This is a genomic window from Stenotrophomonas sp. G4, assembly GCF_003428825.1.
Taxonomy (GTDB): Bacteria; Pseudomonadota; Gammaproteobacteria; order Xanthomonadales; family Xanthomonadaceae; genus Stenotrophomonas; species Stenotrophomonas indicatrix.
In genome coordinates this window covers 777,265-793,262 of the sequence record NZ_CP031741.1, presented here as the reverse complement: position 1 = coordinate 793,262, position 15,998 = coordinate 777,265, and the positions used below count along the sequence as shown (strand labels likewise).

Here is a 15,998-nt window from a genome sequence, read left to right as displayed (position 1 = left end):
GCCGCCATGACCCCGCCGATTTCTTCCCCGACCTACCTGCACGGGTTCTCCGGCACCGAGCAGCAGCGCCTGATGACCCAGGCACGCCTGCTGGAATCGAGCATCTTCGGCCAGATCGATTACAGCGGCGCAAAGCGCCTGCTGGAAGTCGGCAGTGGCGTGGGCGCGCAGACCGAGATCCTGCTGCGCCGCTTCCCCGAGCTGCACGTGACCGGCGTGGACCTGAGCGAGGCCCAGCTGGAAACCGCGCGGGAAAACCTGGCGCGCACGCCGTGGTGCAGCGACCGTTACACCCTGCAGCAGGCCGATGCCGGCGAACTGCCTTTCGAGGCGCGCAGCTTCGATGCGGCGTTCCTGTGCTGGGTGCTGGAACACGTACCCTCGCCGGCGCGCGTGCTGAGTGAAGTACGCCGCGTGTTGGCCCCGGGCTCGCCGGTGTACATCACTGAAGTGATGAATGCCTCGTTCCTGCTTGATCCGTATTCGCCGCACATCTGGCGCTACTGGATGGCCTTCAACGATTTCCAGTATGACCACGGCGGTGATCCGTTCGTCGGCGCCAAGCTGGGCAACCTACTGCTGGCCGGTGGCTTCCGCGATGTGCACACCGAGATCAAGACCATCCATCTGGACAACCGCGAACCGGCACGTCGCAAGACCATGATCGCGTTCTGGGAACAGCTGCTGCTGTCGGCGGCCGACCAGCTGCTGCAGGCCGGCACGGTGGACGAAGAGACGGTGGAGGGCATGCGCCGCGAGTTCCGGCTGGTGCAGAACGATCCGAACGCGGTGTTCTTCTATTCGTTCGTGCAGGGCCGCGCCACGGTGTATTGAGCGGCCGCGGTACACGCCATCCGCGCATGGCGTGGATCTACTGTGCTGATGGGCTGCGCCATCCACGCATGGGGTGGATCTACGGGTGCGCGGCGGCGCCGTCCGCCGCCGCCGGCTCGTGCCAGATGCGCTGCCACATCGCCGTCAACCGGCGGCCGGCATCGGCACGCGCGGCCGGGTTGCTGTAGTCCACCCGCAACTGCTCGGGCACGATCGCGCGCCAGTGGCCATCAACCTGCTCGGCCACCGCGAAGTTGAAGGTGTAGTCCGGCTCCAGTCCCATGCGCAGGTCGCTCAGCACCAACCTGCCGTGCACCACCTGTGCGCGCATGAAGCCACGGTTGAACCACTGCAGGCGCTGTACTGCCGGAATTCCCGCCGCTTCGCGCAAGGCCTGCACGTTGGACGGATGCCCCTCGAAACGCATCGGCCCGTGGTCGGCCACCAGCGAGCGGTCACCGACCACGTAGCCATTCGGGGTCATCGCCACGACCCGCCACAACAGGGTATTGAACGGCATCGGCACCGAGAACCGCGGCGCGTCGCCCAGGCCCATCGCGGCCAGGCTCTGCTGCGCGGCGCGGTCGACCTGTGCCTTGGCGATCAGCCCCCAGCCCAGGTACGCACTGCTGAGCAGCAACGCAACGCAGAGCACCTTGCCCACCCACGGTCGCCCGCGGCCGAACCAGGCCAGCACGCAGCCCAGCAGCAGCCACACCGTGTAGCCGGGATCGATGATGAAGACACTCGAGCCCATCGCGGGATGTGGCTGCAACGGCCACCACAGCTGCGTGCCGTAGACAGTGAACGCATCCAGCACCGGATGGGTGACCAGCGCCAGCTGGATCGCCCAGAACCAGCGCAGCGGTGATTGCGCCACCCGGCCGTTGCCGAAGCGCTTGAACAGCCACCAGATCAGCGCGGCCACCCACGGCAGCACCAGCAGCGAATGGCTGAAGCTGCGATGGTCGGTCATGTTCGCCACCGGGTCGGCGGCGGCAAAGCCCAGCCAGAGGGCATCCAGGTCCGGCAGGGTACCGAGCGCGGCACCGGCCAGCAGGGCGGCACGGCGGTGTCCAGGCGGGGCGATGGCGGCAGCGACGGCGCCGCCAAGAACGATCTGGGTCAATGAGTCCATCGGCCGATGCTAGCGGCTTGGCGATCTTCGTGCAGCGGCGGTTTCCTGCCCGGCGGCGCGTCAGTCAGCTGCCAGTGCGGCCGCAGCCGCGCGTGGGCCTGTCCCTGCAGCTGTGGATCACGCCGCCTGCGACAACCGTGCTCCCGGCAGCTCCACCAACGTCCGCCCGTTGTGGTCCAGCAGCCGCAAGGCGCCGTCGTGGTCCTCGGCCAATGCCGTCAGGCTCTCCACCCAGTCGCCGTCATTGGCGTAGACCAGACCGTCGCGTTCGATCAGTGCGGCGCGGTGGATGTGCCCACAGATGATGCCGTCGAGGCCTCGCCGGCGAACATCGTCCAGGCCGGCCTGCACGAAGCGCTCGATGTAGCGTTCAGCGGCACCACTCTGCCGTTTCAGGAATTCGGACAGCGACCAGTAGCGCATCCCGAGTCGGCGCCGCACCGCATTCAACAGATGGTTGCCGGTGAGGATGCGGTAGTACAGCCAGTCACCAAACCGCTCATGCAGGCCACCGAAGTGGGTGACACCGTCGTAGTCGTCGCCATGCGCCACCAGCAGCCGGCGGCCATCGGCGGTGGTGTGGATCGCACGGCGGCGCACCTGCATCGCCGGCAACATCAGGCCGCACACCTGGCGCAGCGAGGCGTCGTGGTTGCCGGGGATGTAGATGATCTCGGTACCGGCGCGTCGCAGCGCGTGCAGGGCCAGGATGACCTCGCTGTGCGACTGCCGCCAGTTGGCGCGTCGGTGTGCCATCCACCACAGGTCGATGATGTCGCCGACCAGATACAGTCGCTCGCAGCGCAGGGTGCCGAGGAAACGCGCCAGCTCGGTGGCGTGGCAATGCCGCGACCCGAGATGAACATCGGAGACGAACACGGCGCGACGATGCGGTGCCAGGTTCGCCAGCGTGCTCATGCCGGCATCCCCGCATCGCGCAGATAGCGTTTGCGCTTGTGTGGCCGGATCGCGTGCAGGTCGACTTCGATCAGGCCGTCGATCGAGTCGCTGAAATCCGGATCGACGCCAAACGCCAGGAACCGTGCACCGCCGGGTTCGCACAGGTCTGTGTACTGCCGGTACAAGGTAGGCACACCGGTACCAAGCGCGGCGAGATTGGCTTTCAGCACGTCGAAGGCGGCCGCCGCATCCATCTCACCAAAGCACGGTGGCGCGGCGAAGTACTGGAACGGCCGGTTCGACTGCACCCGGCCATCGGCCGCACCGTAGTAACGCTGGTAATAGGCCACCAGCTGCTCGCGCGCATCGCGTGGCAGCGCGGCGCTGATCGACACCGCACCGAACAGGTAGCGGATGCCGGGCTGGCATTGCAGGTAAGCGCCGATGCCCTGCCACAGGTAATCCAGGCTGCGGCTGCCCCAGTAATCGGGCACCACGAAGCTGCGTCCCAATTCCAGGCCTTCGGCAATGCGGGGAATGGCGTCGTCGGAATAGCGGAACAGCGAAGCGCTGTAGAGCCCGGCCAGGCCCCGGCGCGCCAGCGCCTGCGCGCCCCGCATGATCCGGTAGCCACCGGCGATGCGCTGGGCGGTGCCGTCCCAGATCACGATGTGCTGGTAGTGCAGGTCGAAGTCATCCAGGTCGCGACTGCGCCCAGTGCCCTCGCCCACCTGGCGGAAAGTCAGTTCGCGCAGCCGCCCCAGCTCGTGCAGCAGCGGCGAATCGGCCGTGCAGCTGGCCAGCAGGATCTGTTTGCCATCGGCGGTCTGCCCCAGCACGGTGGCGGCGGCAATCGCAGCGGCGACCTGTGCAGGCGGCACCGGCGCGGCCAGCGGCTCGGGCCGTGCCGGGCAGCCTTCGGCAATCGCTGTGCCGCGCCCCAGCGCATATACCGCGCGGCGCACCGCCAGCAGCTGCGCGCCGGGATCACCCTGCCCCAGCTGCATCGGTTCGCCGATGCGCAGCCGCAGCGGCCGGCCGCGGCGGGCGAACATCTCCCGTGCCAGCAGTGCCGTACCAGCCGGCTTGAACAGGGTGGACGCGCCGTAGAACAGCGCCGAGTTGCGCGCTTCCACCCGTACCGGCAGTACCGGTGCGGCGGCGGCGCGGGCAAAGCGGACAAACCCCCGCTGCCAGCGGCCATCGCGGATGCCGAGCAGCGACAGCCGCGAGACCTCGCCGGCCGGGAACACGATCACGCACTGCTCGGCCGCCAGCGCCTGCTCCACCGCCTGCAGGCTGCTGCGCTGGACCTTGCCGCCGAGGATGCGTACCGGCAGCAGCAGGTCCTGCAGCGGCCCGATCGCGCCCAGCAGATCGTTGGCCACGATCCGCACGTCACGGCGGATGCGGCCGACCGCATCCAGCAGCGCCAGCGCATCCAGCGCGCCGGAAGGGTGGTTGGCCACGATCAACAGGCGGCCGGTGGCAGGGATCCGCGCCAGCGCGGCGGGATCCACGTGGTAGCGACCCTCGATGAACTCCAGTCCGGCGGCGACGAAGTCGAAACCGCGCACGTTGGCGTTGCGGCGCAGGAACGCCTCGATCCGGTCCAGCCGCGACCAGCGTCCGACGCTGCGCAGCAGGGGCCGGGCCAGTTGGCCGCGACGGCCATGGAACCAGTCGGGATAGCGTTGCTGCAGACGCTGTTCGAGTTCCTGCATGGCGTGTCCCCTCCTGCCCGGCGGCCGGGTTGGCCGAGAGCCTGCGCCCGGCAGGCGGCAGCCAGATGGCGGTTTGACGGCAGAATGATGACGGCGCCTGGGCAGGCCCACCCGGTGCCGGCGGGGGCGGCAATGGTCACGCCAGTGGAACACTGCCTGTGCACGATGCCGCCGCAATGCCCGCCAGGCCTTGCCCTGCCGGGCACAACACCTTAACCACCGGCAACCCATACAGGTTCACAATGCACAGGCGGCGCACCCCGTGTATCATTCGCGCCCATCTTTCCATCCGAATCAAAGGATATTAAGCCTGATGTCCAGCTACCTCTTCACCTCCGAGTCGGTCTCTGAAGGCCATCCGGACAAGGTTGCCGACCAGATCTCCGATGCGGTGCTGGACGCGATCCTGACCCAGGACCAGCGCGCCCGCGTGGCCTGCGAGACCATGGTCAAGACCGGCGTTGCCATCGTTGCCGGCGAAATCACCACCAGCGCCTGGATCGACCTGGAAGCGCTGACCCGCAAGGTCATCGTGGACATCGGCTATGACAGCTCCGACGTCGGCTTCGACGGCGCCACCTGCGGCGTGCTGAACCTGATCGGCAAGCAGTCCCCGCACATCGCCCAGGGCGTTGACCGCAAGAAGCCGGAAGAAATGGGCGCTGGCGACCAGGGCCTGATGTTCGGCTATGCCACCAACGAAACCGACAGCTACATGCCGGCGGCGATCCACCTGTCGCACCGCCTGGTCGAGCAGCAGGCCAAGATCCGCAAGAAGCGCAACTCGGCGCTGTCCTGGCTGCGCCCGGACGCCAAGAGCCAGGTCACCCTGCGCTATGAAAACGGCGTGGTTTCGGCCATCGACGCGGTGGTCCTGTCGACCCAGCACGCCCCGGGCATCAAGCAGAAGGACCTCATCGAGGCCGTCCGCGAAGAGATCATCAAGCCGGTGCTGCCGGCCAAGTGGCTGCACAAGGGCACCAAGTTCCACATCAACCCGACCGGCAAGTTCGAGATCGGCGGCCCGGTGGGCGACTGCGGCCTGACCGGCCGCAAGATCATCGTCGACACCTACGGCGGCTGGGCTCGTCACGGTGGTGGCGCGTTCTCCGGCAAGGATCCGTCCAAGGTCGATCGTTCGGCCGCCTACGCTGCCCGCTACGTCGCCAAGAACGTGGTTGCCGCCGGCCTGGCCGACCGTTGCGAAGTGCAGGTCTCCTACGCCATCGGCGTGGCTGAGCCGACCTCGATCTCGGTCACCACCTTCGGCACCGGCAAGATCAGCGACGACAAGATCGAGAAGCTGATCCGCAAGCACTTCGACCTGCGCCCGTACGGCATCATCAAGATGCTGGACCTGATCCACCCGATGTACCAGCAGACCGCGGCCTACGGCCACTTCGGCCGCAAGCCGAAGGAGTTCAGCTACATCAACGGCGAAGGCGAGACCGTCAACGCCACGGCCTTCTCCTGGGAGAAGACCGATCGCGCCGCCGCCCTGCGCGCCGATGCGAAGCTGAAATAAGAAACACGAAGGGCCGCGCAAGCGGCCCTTCTGCTTCCGGTAGTGCCGGCCGCTGGCCGGCAACCATGCCTCGGTTTGCGCACATCATGAGCGTCCCGGCCGCTGGCCGGCAGATGGTAGTGCCGGTGGTTGCCGATACAATCGCCCCATGTCGACCGAACTCAAATCCCACCAGCTGTCCATGACCGTGCTGATGTCGCCGGAAATGGCCAATTTCTCCGGCAAGGTCCACGGTGGCGCGATCCTGCGCCTGCTCGACCAGGTCGCCTATGCCTGCGCCAGCCGCTATGCCGGCCGCTACGTGGTCACCCTGTCGGTGGACCAGGTGGTGTTCCGGCAGCCGATCGCGGTGGGCGAACTGGTCACTTTCCTGGCCTCGGTAAACTACACAGGCACCTCGTCGATGGAAATCGGCGTCAAGGTGGTGGCCGAGGACATCCTCAAGCGCAGCGTGCGCCACGCCAACAGCTGCTTTTTCACCATGGTGGCGGTGGACGAGGACGGCCGGCCGACGCCGGTTCCATCGCTGCAGCCGGCCAGTTCGGACGAAAAGCGCCGGCAGGCCGCAGCCTTGATCCGCCGCCAGCTGCGGCAGGAAATGGAGCAGCGGCATCTGGAACTGCTGGCGTCCAATCCGCCGTCGCCGGAAGAGTGAAAGCGGGCCGACCGGGCTCGGCACTTGGCAAACCGGTAGTGCCGGCCGCTGGCCGGCAACCTCGTGAATCCTGGGAACGCCGTAATTGCCGGCCAGCGGCCGGCACTACCAATGCGAGTTCGCCGGGCCATGCCCGGCGGATGCGCATCACCCCGTGTTCTGCACGCCCTGCGAGACACCATTCACGCAGGCCACCAGTGCGCGCAGCAGGTCGTCGTCCTCGCGTCCGCTTTCGCGCCAGCGCTGCAGCAGGTCCACCTGCAGCACGCTGATCGGGTCCACATAGGGATTGCGCAGGCGGATCGACAGCGCCAGCCGCGCGTCGTGGTCCAGCAGGGTCTGCTGCTCCATCAGCGCCAGCAGCCAGTGCCGGGTCAGCTCCAGTTCGCGCTCGACCTGGGGGAAGAACGCATCGTGCAGCTCGCCGGACAGGCGCGAGAACTGTTCGGCGATGGTGATATCCCCCTTGGACAGCACCATCGCGATGTCATCCAGGAAGGTGCGGAAGAACGGCCAGTCCCGCGCCATTTCACGCAACGTGGCTTCATGGCCGGCGTCGGCGGCCGCCTGCAGGCCGCTGCCGACCCCATACCAGCCCGGAATCACCGCGCGCGCCTGGCTCCAGGCGAACACCCACGGAATCGCGCGCAGGTTGGTCAAGGCCGCATCCTGGCCGAGCCGGCGCGACGGCCGCGATCCCAGCGTCATCCGTTCAATCACATCGATCGGCGTGGCGGTACGGAAGTAGTCCATGAAACGCGGTTGGCCCACGAACGCCCGATAGACCTCGCTGCTGGAACCGGCGACCACGTCCATCACCGGCCGCCAATCATCCTCGCGCGGTTCGGCGGCACGCGGGCGCAGGCTGGCGCGCAGCACCGCACCGGTGGCCTGCTCCAGCGAACGCAGTGCCAGCGCGCGGATGCCGTACTTGCGGTGGATCACCTCGCCCTGCTCGGTCACCCGCAGGCGGCCATCGATGCTGCCGCGTGGCGATGCATCGACCGCGTGTGTGGTCTTGCCACCACCGCGGCTGATCGAGCCACCGCGGCCATGGAAGAAGGTCAGGCGCAGGCCCGCTTCGGCAGCCACCTCCAGCAGCTCCACCTGTGCGCGCTGCAGGCCCCAGCGTGATGCGGCAATGCCACCATCCTTGCTGCTGTCCGAATAGCCGAGCATCACCATCTGCACGTCCTCGCGTGCACGCAGATGCGCGCGGTACACCGGATCGGCCAGCAGATCGCGCAGCGTCGCGGTGCCGCGCTTGAGGTCGTCCACGGTTTCGAACAGCGGCGCGATATCCAGCGGCACGTGGCCGGCGTCATCGACCAGGCCGCCACGACGCGCCAGGGCCAGCACCGCCAGCACATCGCCACGGTCGTGCGCCATCGAGATGATGTAGCTGCCCAGCGCGTCGCCACCATGCCGCGCACGGGCATCGGCCAAGGCCGCGAACACTGCATCCAAGCGCTGGTTGCCCTCATCATCGCCAACAGGCAATGGCGTTTCACCACTGGCATGCGGTGCCAGCCGGCGTGCACGACCCGCTGCATCCAATGCGTCCCATGCCGCATCGCCACCCAGCACTGCCGCCAGCGCGCGCGCATGCACGCTCGATTCCTGGCGCACATCCAGCCGCGCCAGATGGAAGCCGAAGGTCTTCACACGCCACAACAGGCGCTGCACCGCGAAGCCGCCGGCATGTTCGCCCCGGTTCGCGCGCAGGCTGTCGAGGATCAGCTGCAGGTCATCGATCAGCTCGTCCGGGCCGGCATAGGCGCCGTCGGCATCATCCAGCGTGGCCTGCAGGCGTGCGCGCATGCGGTCATTGAGCAACCGATACGGCATGTCGGCATGGCGTGGCCGCGACTGCACCTGCGGCAGCAACTGCTGGTAATGCGCGACGCGCGCCTGCAGTGCATCGCTTACCCCCACCCGCTCGGTGGATTGGCTGAGCAGGCTGGCCAGCTGCAGCAGTTCCTTCTGGTAGCGGCCCAGCACGGCAACGCGCTGTGCATCCAGCGTGTTGCGGATGGTGTGCGCATCCACATTGGGATTGCCGTCCATGTCGCCGCCCACCCACGTGCCGAAACGCAGCAGGCGCGGCAGCGGCAGTTCCGCGCCATAGGTATCGCGCAGCGCCTGCTGCAGCGATTCGTACAGCACCGGGATCACCCGGTACAGCACCTGCACCAGATAGAAGCCAACGTGTTCGCGTTCGTCGTCCACGGTCGGGCGCACCGGCGAGGAATCGGTGGTCTGCCACGAGGCGGTCAACGCCATGCGGAAACGCGCGGCATCTGCGGCTGCTTCACCCGGCGTGCGCTGGCCGTCGAGGTTGTCGACCAGGCTGGCCACCATCAGCTGCTCTTTCTCCAGCAGCGCGCGGCGCACCGCTTCGGTCGGGTGCGCGGTGAACACCGGCTCGATATCGATGCGTGGCAGCCACTGCGCCAGTTCGTCCAGGCCAACGCCCTGCGCCTTCAGGTGTTGCAGGGCATCCTGCAGGCCATCGGGTTGCGGTGCGGCGGCAACGGCGCGCTGGTAGTCGCGGCGGCGGCGGATGCGATGCACACGCTCGGCGATGTTGACCACCTGGAAGTAGGTGCTGAACGCACGCACCATGGTCTCGGCCTGCTGCGGTTCACGCCCGGCCAGGCCGTCGGCCAGCTCTGACAGCGGCGCCTGGTTCTCGCGGCGGGCAATGGCACGCGTACGCACGTCCTCGACGTCATCGAGAAAGGCAGCCGACACCTGCTCGACCAGCAGGTCACCGACCAGTGCACCCAGACGGCGCACGTCGTCACGCAGGGGAAGATCGGGGGAAGCGAATTCGATACTGCTGCGGTACTCGTTCATCGGCGACGCACAGGCCTCGGTCAACGGATCCAGACCCCAAGCCTAAACCAGAACGCGTGCCATGCTGCGATGCAGAAATGGTTTCATCTGGTAGTGCCGGCCGCTGGCCGGCAACCTCACGTTGCGCAGGTCCATGAGGTTGCCGGCCAGCGGCCGGCACTACCAGCACTGGTCAGCGCGTCTTCTTGGCCTTGCCCTGCTGCACCGGACCCAGGGTCTGCTCCAGCCAGCGCTCGCTTTCGGCCAGCATGGTCATGATCGATTCGCGTGCGCGGTAGGCATGCGACTCGTTCGGCAGCATCACCAGGCGGGCGGTGCCGCCCAGCCCCTTCACTGCGGCAAACATGCGTTCGCTCTGCATCGGGAAGGTGCCCGAGTTGTTGTCGTCCACGCCGTGGATGAAGAGGATCGGATCCTTGATCCTGTCGGCGTAATTGAACGGCGCCATCTTCTGGTACACGTCCTGGGCCTGCCAGTAGTTGCGCTCTTCGGCCTGGAAACCAAACGGGGTGAGCGTGCGGTTGTAGGCGCCGCTGCGCGCGATACCGGCCTTGAACAGGCGGGTGTGCGCGAGCAGGTTGGCGGTCATGAACGCACCGTAGGAGTGGCCACCGATGGCGATGTGCTCGCGGTCGGTCACGCCACGCCGCACCACCTCGTCCACTGCGGCCTGCGCATTGGCCACCAGCTGTTCGATGTAGGTGTCGTTGGGTTCCTTGTCGCCTTCGCCGATGATCGGCATCGACGGACTGGCCAGCACCACATAGCCCTTGGCCAGGAACGCCTGCGGGCCCCAGTAGCTGATGGCGTTGAAGCGGTACGGCGAATCGGTCACCTGGCTGGCGGCCGCCGCGCTCTTGAACTCACCCGGGTAGGCCCACATCAGCAGCGGCCGCGGACCATCGCGCTTGGGGTCATAGCCCGGCGGCAGCAGCAGGGTCGCGGTCAGGTCCACGCCGTCCTTGCGCTTGTAGCGGATCTGCTCCTTCTGCACGCCCTTCAGCTGCGGCAGCGGATGGGCGAAATGGGTCAGCGCACGCGGTGCGGCGTTGGTGTCGGCCAACGACTGCACGTAGAAGTTGGTCGGCTCGTCCGGGCTCTCGCGGCTGATCAGCAGCGAACTGGCCTGCGCATCCAGCAGCGTTACCGGCGCGGCGTAGGTCGGTGCCTGCGAATGGAACAGGCGGGTTGCTTTGCCGCTGGCCACGTCGAAGCGATCAACGAACGGACGGTCGCCTTCCGGCGATGCACCGGCACCGGCCAGGTACAGGCTGCCGCCATCAGCGGTGGTCTGCAGCAGCGAGCGGCCGCGGTCATCACTGGCCATCAGCGGGCGGCCCGGATCGGCGTAGCGGTCCTGCGCGTCGCGATCCCACAGCAGCCTGGCATCGGCGCTGGCGTTGTCCGGTGCGATCAGCCAGGTCTTGCTGCGGCGGGTCTTCCACCACGATTCGTTGAGCAGGGCCAGGTCGCCGCGGCCCCAGCTGATGCCGGCATAGCGGCTGCCGAGCTGGGCCAGGGTCACCGGCGGCGTGTCGAACGGTGCGGCCTGCATGAACACCGCATCGCGCACCTTGGCTTCCCGGTTCGGGTCGCCACCATCCTGCGCTTCGGCCCAGACCAGGGTGGCATCGGCATCGCCGCGCCAGCTGATGTCACGCACGCCGGTCACTTCGGCATCGTTGCCGGTCGGCAGGCCTTCCACCAGCGGCCGTACGGCCACGGTATGCACCAGCTTGCCGGTGCTGCGGTCGAGCACTTCGATGCGCCGCGGGAAGCTGCTCAGCGGCACCACGTAGGAGTACGGACGCTGCACCGGCTGGCTGAGCACGAAGCGGCCATCGGGCGACACCGCAAAGCCCATGAAGATGCCGGCCGCACCAATGGCACGGCTCTGCCCATCCAGGCTGACCTCCACCGGCTGGGTGGTGGCGTAGTAATCGAACTGGCGCGCGTCGGCCTCGTTCTTCAGCAGGTCCTGGTAGGTGCGGATGGACACCACGCCACCGCCCTGGCTGGTCTGCTGCACGGCCGGGCCGGTCGGGATGCCATCTGCAGCCGGCGCGGCGCCAAGGTTGGCCGGGCGCGTGAACACCACCAGGCCCCGGCTGTCCGGCAACCACTGGTAGCCAGTGCCCAGAACGGTGTTCAGGCCCGCGACCAGACGACGGGCGCTGCCGCCGGCCACGTCCACCAGCCACAGCTCATTTGCACCGGTAGCGGCATCGACCTGGTTGAAGGCCAGCCACTTCTGGTCCGGCGACCACGTCAGGCTGGCGATCGACAGCGAGGCCGGCAACCCGCTGATCTGCCGCTCCTTGCCGTCGGCCACATTCATCAGCCACAGCTTCTGGCCGAAGCTGAAGCGGCTGTCGGAAAAGGTTTTCGGATTGATGCGCAGGCCCGCGAGTTTCAGCTCCGGCTGCGCCACCACCTGGATCGACGGCAGCGACGGCATCTGCATCAGCGCGGCCACATCGCGGCGCGGCGACAGGAACAGCGACGGCGCCCGCGGCGCGTCGACCACGGCCTGCAGGGCAGCCGAGGGCAGCTCGAAACCGGCCACGCCCTGTGCCTGGGCTGCGGCCGCCTGCGGTGCCGCAGCCCAGGCCTGCGGGACCACCGCCAGCAGGGCCATCGACAGGACCAGGCCAGTCAAGCGCCGGTTGCGGCGTGCGTGCGTGCTCATCATTGTTCCACCTGTTCGCTGCGTGAAGCCCTCGACCTTAACAGGCCATGCACCTCCGCCCATCTGCCGATGGTTGGGTCATCGCCGTGTCACAGCGGAGGCGCGATATAATGGGCATCCTCCCCTGCCGAGGGGCGCTGCGACCGGATCCCTTGAGACCGGCCAGGCTCGGCCAGGTGGCTTTGCAACAACGGCGCCCGGCCAGATGCGAGCATCCGCTCGCCCACAACCGGAGCTACTGCATGAATGCTGTTGCCAAGACCTTCTCCACCGAAGGCGACTACAAGATCCGCGACATCACCCTGGCCGACTGGGGCCGCAAGGAACTGGACATCGCCGAGCACGAGATGCCGGGCCTGATGTCCATCCGCCGCAAGTACCAGGCCGAGCTGCCGCTGAAGGGCGTGCGCGTGACCGGCTCGCTGCACATGACCATCCAGACCGCGGTGCTGATCGAGACCCTGAAGGACATCGGCGCCGACGTGCGCTGGGCTTCGTGCAACATCTTCTCGACCCAGGACCACGCCGCTGCGGCGATCGCCGCCACCGGCACCCCCGTGTTCGCCTGGAAGGGCGAGTCGCTGGAAGAGTACTGGGACTGCACCCTGGACGCGCTGACCTTCACCCTGCCCGACGGCACCCTGACCGGCCCGGAGCTGGTGGTCGACGACGGCGGTGACGTGACCCTGCTGATCCACAAGGGCTACGAGCTGGAAAACGGCAGCACCTGGGTCGACGAAAAGGCCGCTTCGCACGAAGAGCAGGTCATCAAGAACCTGCTCAAGCGCGTGGCCAAGGAGCGCCCGGGTTACTGGGGCCGCGTGGTCAAGGACTGGAAGGGCGTTTCGGAAGAAACCACCACCGGCGTGCACCGCCTGTACCAGCTGGCCCAGGCCGGCACCCTGCTGATCCCGGCGATCAACGTCAACGACTCGGTCACCAAGAGCAAGTTCGACAACCTGTACGGCTGCCGCGAGTCGCTGGCCGATGGCCTCAAGCGCGCGATGGACGTGATGCTGGCCGGCAAGGTCGCCGTGGTCTGCGGCTACGGTGACGTCGGCAAGGGCTGCGCCGCGTCGCTGCGTGCCTACGGCGCGCGCGTGGTGGTCACCGAGATCGATCCGATCTGCGCCCTGCAGGCGGCGATGGAAGGCTTCGAGGTCAACACCATCGAATCCACCCTGGGCCGTGCCGACCTGTACGTCACCACCACCGGCAACAAGGACATCATCCGCATCGAGCACCTGAGCGCGATGAAGGACCAGGCCATCGTCTGCAACATCGGCCACTTCGACAACGAGATCCAGGTCGATGCGCTGGTCGCCTTCCCGGGCGTGAAGCACGTCAACATCAAGCCGCAGGTGGACAAGTACATCTTCCCCAACGGCAATGCGATCTTCCTGCTGGCCGAAGGCCGCCTGGTCAACCTGGGCTGCGCCACCGGCCACCCGAGCTTCGTGATGTCCAACTCGTTCGCCAACCAGACCCTGGCCCAGATCGACCTGTGGGCCAACAAGGGCACCTACGAGAACAAGGTGTACCTGCTGCCGAAGAAGCTGGACGAAGAAGTGGCCCGCCTGCACCTTGAAAAGATCGGCGTGAAGCTGACCACCCTGAGCCAGGAACAGGCCGACTACATCGGCGTGCCGGTGGAAGGTCCGTTCAAGCCGGATCATTACCGCTACTGATGCCTGCAGGTGTCGGCCAGCGGCCGGCACTACCAGTGCATGCAACACACGGACGGGCGCCTTCGGGCGCCCGTCCTGCTTTGGCGTGCGGTCGTGCACCACGCATCCACGCATGGCGTGGATCCGCATGTATCGCCCGACCCAGTAGATCCACGCCATGCGTGGATGCCGTCCATCGGTCCCACGGTGGATCCACGCCGCACGTGGATGCCGTCCATCGGTCCCATGGTAGATCCACGCCATGCGTGGATGCTTTCCATTGGCCACCCGCAGTAGTCTCGGTCAAGGCAACGCCCGCGCGCGGCGCTACGATATGCCCATGACCCCGGCCATCAACCTGCTCAAGCGCGAGAAGATCGCCCATACCGTGCACAGCTACCTGCACGATGCCCATGCCGAATCCTACGGCGGCGAAGCCGTCGAAAAGCTGGGCCTGGACCCGGCTCAGGTATTCAAGACCCTGCTGGCCAGCACCGAAACGCACGAACTGCTCGTTGCCATCGTACCGGTGGCCGGCCAGCTTGATCTGAAAGCACTGGCCGAGGCGGCCGGCTGCAAGAAGTGCGAGATGGCCGCCGTCGATGCCGCGCAGCGCGCAACCGGCTATCTGGTCGGCGGCATCAGCCCGCTTGGGCAGAAGAAGCGCCTGCGCAGTTTTCTCGACGCCAGCGCGCAGGCACTGCCCACCCTGCACGTCAGCGCGGGACGGCGTGGCCTGGAAGTGGAGCTGGCACCGGCCGACCTGCTGCACCTGACCGGCGGCCACTACGCCGCGATCGGCAGGCCCCGTTGATGCGCTGGCCCTGGTCCACATCGCCGCCACCGCGGCTGGACGACCCGCAGGCCGATGTGCTGCTGCTGGACCTGCTGTCGCGCGATGCCAGTCGTATCCATGCCGCCAGCAGCCGCTTGGCACGGTTGTTCAGCGCTACAACGCTGGATGCGCTGGCGTCGCAGATCGAGCGGATCGAGCAGGCCTGCCAGGGCGTGCAGCTTGGCGGTGCGCTGGTCAGCAACGGTGTGCACCTGCAGGCCGCGCTGCGCCGCCTGCGCTACTGGCACGAGCGCAAAGGCTGCCTGTGCGCGCTGTATCCGGATTACCTGTTCTTCGACCCACGCCGGCTCATCGAGCAGGGGCATGTGCGGCTGCTGGAACTGGGCGTGGCCGAGGATGGCTGGGGCGACCGCCATCGGGTGGCCTGCACCTGCTGCGGCCAGCGCTGGGATGCCACCGACCGCGAGTACCACTACCCGTGGTGGGAGTGGACACCGCTGGCGGGGCGCTCGGCCGGTTAGTCGCTCGCAAACGTCGCTGTGGCAGGCACAAGGCTCATGCGCGGGGTGCCGGAGGTCCCTCCCTCCCGCTTCCACCGCCATCCCAGCGCGGCCTTCACCGCTGCTTCGTCGAGCAGCGGATGACCGCTGGAGCCCGCCACGATGACAGCTTCGGCGTGCCCCTGGTCGTTCAACAGCACGCTCATGCTCGCTTTGCCCTGCAGGTTGTCAGCGCGTGCAGCCGCCGGGTAGCTCGGCATGGACGGGCGGTCGAGACGCCAGCGAGCGGCATCCTGGACGACCAACGAGGTGCGTGCCGAGAGCGGGCAGCGCGATGGCATCTGCAGTTCGAATCCCGGTGTTCCCTGCGTCGGCTGGGCGTGTGCCGGCTTGCCACATGCGATGAGGGAGATCGCCTCCAGCATGCGTTGCTGGCGTTGCAACGCTGCTGCATCGCGCCCGGTGGCGCGGAACGTGCAGCGCCCTCCGGTGTTGGACGCCTGCAACTGGTCGACACTTGCATCACGGAGCGCCGCCGGCTCGGAAAAGCTTCCGCAGGAAGCGTCGGCGTCGTATACCGCCGAGCAACCACCAGCGGCAAGCACGGCCATCAACACAACGCCCCGTGGATTCATGCGTCCCATCATCGCTCTACACCTCCTGCCTCAATCTGCCGCCATCGTAGCGTGTGGTTGCGTGGCCGTTTCACAA

12 protein-coding genes and 1 riboswitch are annotated in these 15,998 nt (G+C 67.3%); of the genes, 6 read left to right on the top strand and 6 right to left on the bottom strand.

The annotated features are described in order from the left end of the window. The first annotated feature begins 6 nt into the window (after positions 1-6). A complete protein-coding gene (locus D0Y85_RS03475) occupies positions 7-834 on the top strand; it encodes a class I SAM-dependent methyltransferase (RefSeq protein WP_117309558.1) in 828 nt (275 codons plus the stop codon). A 79-nt stretch (positions 835-913) separates the two neighbouring features. On the opposite strand, the gene D0Y85_RS03470 is transcribed toward D0Y85_RS03475, so the two are convergent. The 3 genes from D0Y85_RS03470 to D0Y85_RS03460 form a co-directional block, all read right to left on the bottom strand. Further along, positions 914-1,972 carry a metal-dependent hydrolase gene (locus D0Y85_RS03470; RefSeq protein ID WP_117309557.1) on the bottom strand — a complete coding sequence of 353 codons (1,059 nt, stop codon included), beginning with the start codon at positions 1,970-1,972 and terminating at the stop codon, positions 914-916. A 117-nt stretch (positions 1,973-2,089) separates the two neighbouring features. Beyond that, positions 2,090-2,890, bottom strand: coding sequence for a UDP-2,3-diacylglucosamine diphosphatase (locus tag D0Y85_RS03465; protein WP_117309556.1), 801 nt, complete (start codon positions 2,888-2,890; stop codon positions 2,090-2,092). Next, a complete protein-coding gene (locus tag D0Y85_RS03460; RefSeq protein WP_117309555.1) occupies positions 2,887-4,596 on the bottom strand; it encodes a GNAT family N-acyltransferase in 1,710 nt (569 codons plus the stop codon). Before D0Y85_RS03460 ends, D0Y85_RS03465 begins: the two co-directional genes overlap by 4 nt. 313 nt (positions 4,597-4,909) lie before the next feature. On the opposite strand from D0Y85_RS03460, the gene metK reads away from it, so the two are divergent. Together metK and D0Y85_RS03450 are read left to right on the top strand one after the other, a co-directional pair. Then, on the top strand, positions 4,910-6,121 hold the full coding sequence (gene metK, locus D0Y85_RS03455; RefSeq protein WP_117309554.1) for a methionine adenosyltransferase: 1,212 nt from the start codon (positions 4,910-4,912) through the stop codon (positions 6,119-6,121). 148 nt (positions 6,122-6,269) lie between these two features. Beyond that, the gene (locus D0Y85_RS03450) at positions 6,270-6,776 is read left to right on the top strand and encodes an acyl-CoA thioesterase (RefSeq protein WP_025876535.1); all 507 of its coding nucleotides are present in this window, start codon (positions 6,270-6,272) and stop codon (positions 6,774-6,776) included. A gap of 147 nt (positions 6,777-6,923) precedes the next feature. Here the strand turns inward: D0Y85_RS03450 and ppc are convergent, their stop codons facing one another. Both ppc and D0Y85_RS03435 read right to left on the bottom strand, forming a co-directional pair. Further along, complete coding sequence (gene ppc, locus D0Y85_RS03445) at positions 6,924-9,635, bottom strand: phosphoenolpyruvate carboxylase (protein ID WP_117309553.1); 2,712 nt, start codon at positions 9,633-9,635, stop codon at positions 6,924-6,926. Between the two features lie 172 nt (positions 9,636-9,807). Further along, entirely contained in the window at positions 9,808-12,324 is a 2,517-nt protein-coding gene (locus D0Y85_RS03435; RefSeq protein ID WP_117309551.1) for a prolyl oligopeptidase family serine peptidase, read from the bottom strand. A 123-nt stretch (positions 12,325-12,447) separates the two neighbouring features. Then, positions 12,448-12,530: riboswitch (S-adenosyl-L-homocysteine riboswitch) on the top strand. A 36-nt stretch (positions 12,531-12,566) separates the two neighbouring features. Here D0Y85_RS03435 and ahcY point away from each other — a divergent pair. The 3 genes from ahcY (at position 12,567) to D0Y85_RS03420 (ending at position 15,308) form a co-directional block, all read left to right on the top strand. Beyond that, on the top strand, positions 12,567-14,012 hold the full coding sequence (ahcY, locus tag D0Y85_RS03430; RefSeq protein WP_025876541.1) for an adenosylhomocysteinase: 1,446 nt from the start codon (positions 12,567-12,569) through the stop codon (positions 14,010-14,012). 319 nt (positions 14,013-14,331) lie between these two features. Continuing rightward, entirely contained in the window at positions 14,332-14,805 is a 474-nt protein-coding gene (gene ybaK / locus D0Y85_RS03425) for a Cys-tRNA(Pro) deacylase (protein ID WP_117309550.1), read from the top strand. Beyond that, the gene (locus D0Y85_RS03420; protein ID WP_117309549.1) at positions 14,805-15,308 is read left to right on the top strand and encodes a hypothetical protein; all 504 of its coding nucleotides are present in this window, start codon (positions 14,805-14,807) and stop codon (positions 15,306-15,308) included. The genes ybaK and D0Y85_RS03420 overlap by 1 nt, the downstream gene beginning before the upstream one ends. On the opposite strand, the gene D0Y85_RS03415 is transcribed toward D0Y85_RS03420, so the two are convergent. Next, entirely contained in the window at positions 15,305-15,922 is a 618-nt protein-coding gene (locus D0Y85_RS03415) for an energy transducer TonB (protein WP_205420728.1), read from the bottom strand. The two genes, D0Y85_RS03420 and D0Y85_RS03415, sit on opposite strands and share 4 nt — an antisense overlap. Between the last annotated feature and the right edge of the window lie 76 nt (positions 15,923-15,998).

Coding starts and splice junctions, on each gene's coding strand:
- D0Y85_RS03475 (WP_117309558.1), top strand. CDS start 7: ATGACCCCGCCGATTTCTTCCCCGACCTACCTGCACGGGTTCTCCGGC.
- D0Y85_RS03470 (WP_117309557.1), bottom strand. CDS start 1,972: ATGGACTCATTGACCCAGATCGTTCTTGGCGGCGCCGTCGCTGCCGCC.
- D0Y85_RS03465 (WP_117309556.1), bottom strand. CDS start 2,890: ATGAGCACGCTGGCGAACCTGGCACCGCATCGTCGCGCCGTGTTCGTC.
- D0Y85_RS03460 (WP_117309555.1), bottom strand. CDS start 4,596: ATGCAGGAACTCGAACAGCGTCTGCAGCAACGCTATCCCGACTGGTTC.
- metK (WP_117309554.1), top strand. CDS start 4,910: ATGTCCAGCTACCTCTTCACCTCCGAGTCGGTCTCTGAAGGCCATCCG.
- D0Y85_RS03450 (WP_025876535.1), top strand. CDS start 6,270: ATGTCGACCGAACTCAAATCCCACCAGCTGTCCATGACCGTGCTGATG.
- ppc (WP_117309553.1), bottom strand. CDS start 9,635: ATGAACGAGTACCGCAGCAGTATCGAATTCGCTTCCCCCGATCTTCCC.
- D0Y85_RS03435 (WP_117309551.1), bottom strand. CDS start 12,324: ATGAGCACGCACGCACGCCGCAACCGGCGCTTGACTGGCCTGGTCCTG.
- ahcY (WP_025876541.1), top strand. CDS start 12,567: ATGAATGCTGTTGCCAAGACCTTCTCCACCGAAGGCGACTACAAGATC.
- ybaK (WP_117309550.1), top strand. CDS start 14,332: ATGACCCCGGCCATCAACCTGCTCAAGCGCGAGAAGATCGCCCATACC.
- D0Y85_RS03420 (WP_117309549.1), top strand. CDS start 14,805: ATGCGCTGGCCCTGGTCCACATCGCCGCCACCGCGGCTGGACGACCCG.
- D0Y85_RS03415 (WP_205420728.1), bottom strand. CDS start 15,922: ATGAATCCACGGGGCGTTGTGTTGATGGCCGTGCTTGCCGCTGGTGGT.